This is a genomic window from Mesorhizobium sp. M7A.F.Ca.CA.002.09.1.1 (assembly GCF_003998555.1).
In the GTDB taxonomy this organism is placed as follows: domain Bacteria; phylum Pseudomonadota; class Alphaproteobacteria; order Rhizobiales; family Rhizobiaceae; genus Mesorhizobium; species Mesorhizobium ciceri.
This window is the reverse complement of the sequence record NZ_RZRR01000455.1, coordinates 1-4,438: the sequence shown is the minus strand read 5'-3', so window position 1 is coordinate 4,438 and position 4,438 is coordinate 1. Positions and strand designations below refer to the sequence as shown.

General features: G+C 63.7%; 6 protein-coding genes. 2 read left to right on the top strand and 4 right to left on the bottom strand.

Translation table 11 applies throughout. The features are described from left to right. Positions 1–11: 11 nt before the first annotated feature. A complete protein-coding gene (locus tag EN994_RS19540; RefSeq protein WP_013532551.1) occupies positions 12–896 on the bottom strand; it encodes a LysR substrate-binding domain-containing protein in 885 nt (294 codons plus the stop codon). A 110-nt stretch (positions 897–1,006) separates the two neighbouring features. On the opposite strand from EN994_RS19540, the gene EN994_RS19535 reads away from it, so the two are divergent. After that, entirely contained in the window at positions 1,007–1,297 is a 291-nt protein-coding gene (locus tag EN994_RS19535) for a muconolactone Delta-isomerase family protein (RefSeq protein ID WP_013532552.1), read from the top strand. A 173-nt stretch (positions 1,298–1,470) separates the two neighbouring features. Continuing rightward, positions 1,471–2,469, top strand: a complete 999-nt coding sequence (locus EN994_RS19530) for a transporter (RefSeq protein WP_063167702.1) — start codon at positions 1,471–1,473, stop codon at positions 2,467–2,469. 16 nt (positions 2,470–2,485) lie between these two features. On the opposite strand, the gene EN994_RS19525 is transcribed toward EN994_RS19530, so the two are convergent. The 3 genes from EN994_RS19525 to EN994_RS19515 all read right to left on the bottom strand — a co-directional run. Then, the gene (locus EN994_RS19525) at positions 2,486–3,172 is read right to left on the bottom strand and encodes a glutathione S-transferase family protein (RefSeq protein ID WP_013532554.1); all 687 of its coding nucleotides are present in this window, start codon (positions 3,170–3,172) and stop codon (positions 2,486–2,488) included. 9 nt (positions 3,173–3,181) lie between these two features. Continuing rightward, the gene (gene rarD / locus EN994_RS19520; RefSeq protein WP_013532555.1) at positions 3,182–4,108 is read right to left on the bottom strand and encodes an EamA family transporter RarD; all 927 of its coding nucleotides are present in this window, start codon (positions 4,106–4,108) and stop codon (positions 3,182–3,184) included. Positions 4,109–4,191: 83 nt separating this feature from the next. After that, positions 4,192–4,438 (bottom strand): alpha-isopropylmalate synthase regulatory domain-containing protein (locus tag EN994_RS19515; RefSeq protein ID WP_281060173.1); only part of this gene is annotated, 247 nt, incomplete at its 5' end.

Genomic DNA, 4,438 nt, shown 5'->3' with positions numbered 1-4,438 from the left:
CCCCTATTCCCCTACTCCGCCGCAGCCTGCCGCAAATCGGCAATCACCGCGCGCCGGTCATGACGCCGCCAGGCGAGATGGAGTGAAACCGTGCGCTCGAGCCACGGCAGGTCGCGAAACACGATCCGCGGCGGCGCAGCGGCACGCAGGCTGGCTTGCACCGTCGCCAAGCCGAGACCCGCGCTGACAAGGCCGAGCGAGGTCAGCGGGTCCGCCGTCTCATAGGCGATGTCGGGCAAAAAGCCGGCTTTGGCGCAGGCGGCAAGGAACTGGCCGCGATTGGTGTCGTCCGGCTGGCGCACGACGGTGATCCAGGTGCGACCGTCAAGATGGTGAGGCCCGATCTCTGGCACTTCAACGAGTGGGTCATCTTCGGGGATCGCCAGCACCAGCGGCTCATGCCGCAGCGCCATGGCGGCGACATCCGGATCATCATCGGGTGGCGGCGAGTAGACAAAGCCCAGATCCAGCGACCGCTGCCGTAGCCCTTCCAACTGCGCCGCCGAGCGCAGGCTTCTCAGCTGCAGGTGGAAATCCGGCCGGTCGCGACGGAACTGGCGCAGCATCCCGGCGACAAGCCCGGCATGAACGGCCCCTTCGACATAGCCGATGGCGAGCCGGCCGACGGCGCCGCTGGCCAGGTTGCGGCCGAACTCCTCCACACGTCGCGCATTGGACAGCAGCGCGCGGGCCTCGGTGAGGAAGGCGCGGCCCTCGGCGTTGAGATGGACCCGCTGCTTCGACCTCTCAAAGAGGGAAACACCCAACTGCTCCTCGAGCTGGATGATCTGCCGGCTGAGTGGCGATTGGGAAATATGCAGCATTTCGGCTGCGCGCCCGACATTTCCGGTTTCGGCGACCGTGACGAAATAGCGGAGCTGGCGCAGGTCGAACATTTCTCCTCCAAGGCTCAAGTCCCTTTGGGTCTCAACTTTATCCTAATCAGTCTTGGACTGTCTGACCAGCCAAAAGCGATAATCGGCCATCCCAACCAAAGGAGACCGCCATGCAGTTCTTTGCCCTTCTCGCTCGCAACACCGAAAAATTTACCGATGCCGATTTCGCTCCACTTCTGCCCGGCGAAGCCGAACAGCGGCGCACGCTCTACGCCGAAGGGGCGGTACGTCAGGTGTGGAACCGAGGCGACATCCCGGGCAGCGGCATGATGCTCGAGGCTGCTGATGATGCTGAGGTTCGCGGCCACCTCGCCACCTTGCCGTTGGTCAAGGCCGGCATGATGGACATTGCCGCAATCGTGCCCCTCAAGCCCTACCCCGGCTTCGGCCCGAAGCACTGACAGGGCACATCCGGGGGTGACGAAGGCGTCACCCCCGGATTGACACGGGGATCGACAGACTGTGATCGGCTGTCAAGAAACCGTCACACGAAACCGGCTTCGCGCGTGCTAGGAATCAGTATCAGGCAGCCGCCGTGCGGCGCCATCTTCGGAACATGCATCTGGCACCGCCCATGGACATCACTCTCGCCCCGGAAGGCACCGATCTCTCGCCCTACCTGCCCGACGAGCACGGACTGTTCTTCATCTATCACTTCACCGCTGAGGGCGTGCGAACCAGGGACGCCGCCGCCGCGCACTGGACATGGCGCAGCTACCAGCTTTCCGACATGCGGGCCCGTCACGAAATCGGCGCCGATCGGGTTTTGCCGGCACCGGCGCGTGAAGCTTTCCTGTCCGCCAGCCATGGCTGCCACATCGACCTCGAGGACGACTGGCTCTATGGCGATCTGCCGGACCTGCGCCATGACTATTCGGCGGAAGCGGGCGGGCTTGGCCATTTCCGCTTCGCGCTCAATGACACGATGCTGGTCGGCGCCCGCAAGCAACCGCTGCAGTCGGTCGACAACATCCGCAAGGCGATCGAGAATGGATCGCGCAAGTTCCGCTCGCCAGCCGAGTTGATCGAGGCTGTCGTCGGCCAGTCGTTCGATGGCATGGTGGCGGAACTTGCGGCACTCGGCGACAGTCTCGACGGCATCGAAGACCGTATCGTCTGCGACGCATGGCACAATGAACGGCAATCCCTGGTCGACGCGCGCCGGCATCTGGTGGTGATCCACAGGCAGATGGCGACGCTGACCAATCTGTTCCGTCACCTTGATCATTCGCACCGCAACGACCTGCCAGACAGCATCAACGACATGGCCGCGCGCCTTTCACACCGGGCGCAGACGCTGCACTATGACGGCGAGCAATTGCAGGCGCGCGCCCGGCTATTGCAGGACGAGCTTATGGCAAAGCTGACGACGCAGTCGAACCGGCTGCTGTACGTCCTGTCGGTGATGACGGCGGTGCTGTTGCCGATGACCATCATCTCAGGCCTGTTCGGCATGAACGTTGGGGGCCTGCCGCTGGTCGACACGCCAATGGGCTTTTGGGTGGTGACGGCTGTGTCGATGGTGATCGCGGGCGCGACCTATCTCTTTGTCAGGCGGCTCGGACAGATGTAGCACCCGCCGGCAGCTTTCACGCAGTGGCGCGAAGATCCTCGATGATGGTGCCGGCGGCGGCCACTTCCGCTTCGTGATCGGGCTCGCGCCAGGTCTCGGCAAGCCCAGCCGCATGCCATTCGCGCATCGCCGGCAGAGCAAGCAACTGCGCCGGATACGCTGCAGCCGCACCCTCGAAGGAGAGCCCATAAGACTGTGCGCGGAACGCCACCGGGGCAAAGAAAGCATCTACTGCGGTGAAATGAGCGCCCGCCAGAAATGGCCCGCCGAAACGAGCAAGACCATCATTCCAGAGGTCGCCGAGGCGAAAGAGGTCCTGCTTCAGCGCATCGGACATCGGAAACGGCTCTACCCGCACGCCGCAACTCATCGGACAGGCGCTGCGCAATGCGGTGAAGCTCGAATGCATCTCGGCGGCGGCCGAGCGCGCCCAGGCGCGCGCCTTGGCTTCGACGGGCCACACGCCATGGTGGCGTTCGGCCAGATATTCGACGATGGCCAGCGAATCCCAGACCGCCCAGCCGTCGTCGACCAGGCACGGCACGCGGCCGCTCGGTGAGAAGGAACGGTACAGATCCCAGCTCGATCCGGTCGGGAATGGCGTCAGCCGTTCCTCGAATGGGATATCCAGCGCGCGCATCAGCACCCAGGGCCGCAGCGACCATGAGGAATAATTTTTGTTGGCGATATGCAGCAGGTACATCGAACCCCCTTACCGTGCGGGCTGCGGCGCGGCGCGTCGCGCTGTCGTCAACATCGACCAGGAATAGACTGCCAAAGCCGCCCAGATCAGCGCAAAGGCGATGGCCTGGATGGTGCCGAAAGGCTCGTCGAAGATCAGAACGGCGATCAGGAACACCATGGTCGGCGCGATATATTGCATGATGCCGATGGTTGACAGCCGCAGCAGCTTGGCGCCGAAGGCGAACAGCAACAACGGCACCGATGTGACTGGACCGCAGCCGATCAGCAACGCCGTATCCGTGCCACTGCTGGATACGATGTGGTCCTGTCCGGTCGCGATGAGATAGACTATGTAGCCAAGTGCCGGCACCGACAGCAGAAGGACTTCGAGCAAAAATCCCTGGCTCGGGCCGATCGGCAGCGTCTTGCGGAAGAAGCCGTAGGCGGCGAAGGAAAACGCCAGTGCCAACGACACCCAGGGCAGCTTGCCGCCTTCGATGGTCAGCACGGCGACGGCGACGGCCGCCAGCACCACCGCCGCGATCTGCAGCCGGTCGAGCCGCTCGCCGAGCAGCAGCGCGCCGACAACGACGCTGACCAGGGGATTGATGTAGTAGCCGAGCGCGGTTTCGACGGTGCGGTCGACCGCGATCGCCCAGACATAGATGCCCCAGTTGACCGAGATCAGCGCCGCCGTCAGCGCGGCCATGGCGATGGTGCGCGGCGAACGAAGCGCCGCCTTGAAATCCGCCGTGCGGCCGGCCCAGATCAGAACGGCGGCGGCGATCGGCACCGACCAGACGATGCGATGGGCAATGACTTCCGCGAGCGGCAGATGAGCGACCGCCTTCATGTAGAAGGGCAGCAATCCCCATAGCAGATAGGCGCCGAGCGCCAGCAGAAAGCCGCGCCGGGCCTTGGACTCTGCATCCAGGGTAATTGCTTCAGTGGCCATGGGCCAACGCTATGGCCCAGTCACCTTGGCAAGACCATCGCAAAGTTCTGATGGATCAATGGACTTTCGCTGATGGTTCAACCCTATTCGGCGGCCACCAGTCCGGCCATCTCGCGGTTCTTCATCAGCTTGTAGACGATGGAATCCATCAGCGCCTGGAACGAGGCGTCGATGATGTTCTCGGAAACGCCGACCGTCCACCAGCGCGCGCCGGTGCCGTCATGCGATTCGATCAGAACGCGGGTGATCGCCTCGGTACCGCCATTGAGGATACGCACCTTGAAGTCGGCCAGCTCCATGTCGGCGATCTCGCCCTGGAATTTGCCGAGG

What these genes read in the sequence shown, in the direction of transcription:
- EN994_RS19540 (WP_013532551.1), bottom strand. Translation starts at nt 896, where the DNA reads ATGTTCGACCTGCGCCAGCTCCGCTATTTCGTCACGGTCGCCGAAACC.
- EN994_RS19535 (WP_013532552.1), top strand. Translation starts at nt 1,007, where the DNA reads ATGCAGTTCTTTGCCCTTCTCGCTCGCAACACCGAAAAATTTACCGAT.
- EN994_RS19530 (WP_063167702.1), top strand. Translation starts at nt 1,471, where the DNA reads ATGGACATCACTCTCGCCCCGGAAGGCACCGATCTCTCGCCCTACCTG.
- EN994_RS19525 (WP_013532554.1), bottom strand. Translation starts at nt 3,172, where the DNA reads ATGTACCTGCTGCATATCGCCAACAAAAATTATTCCTCATGGTCGCTG.
- rarD (WP_013532555.1), bottom strand. Translation starts at nt 4,108, where the DNA reads ATGGCCACTGAAGCAATTACCCTGGATGCAGAGTCCAAGGCCCGGCGC.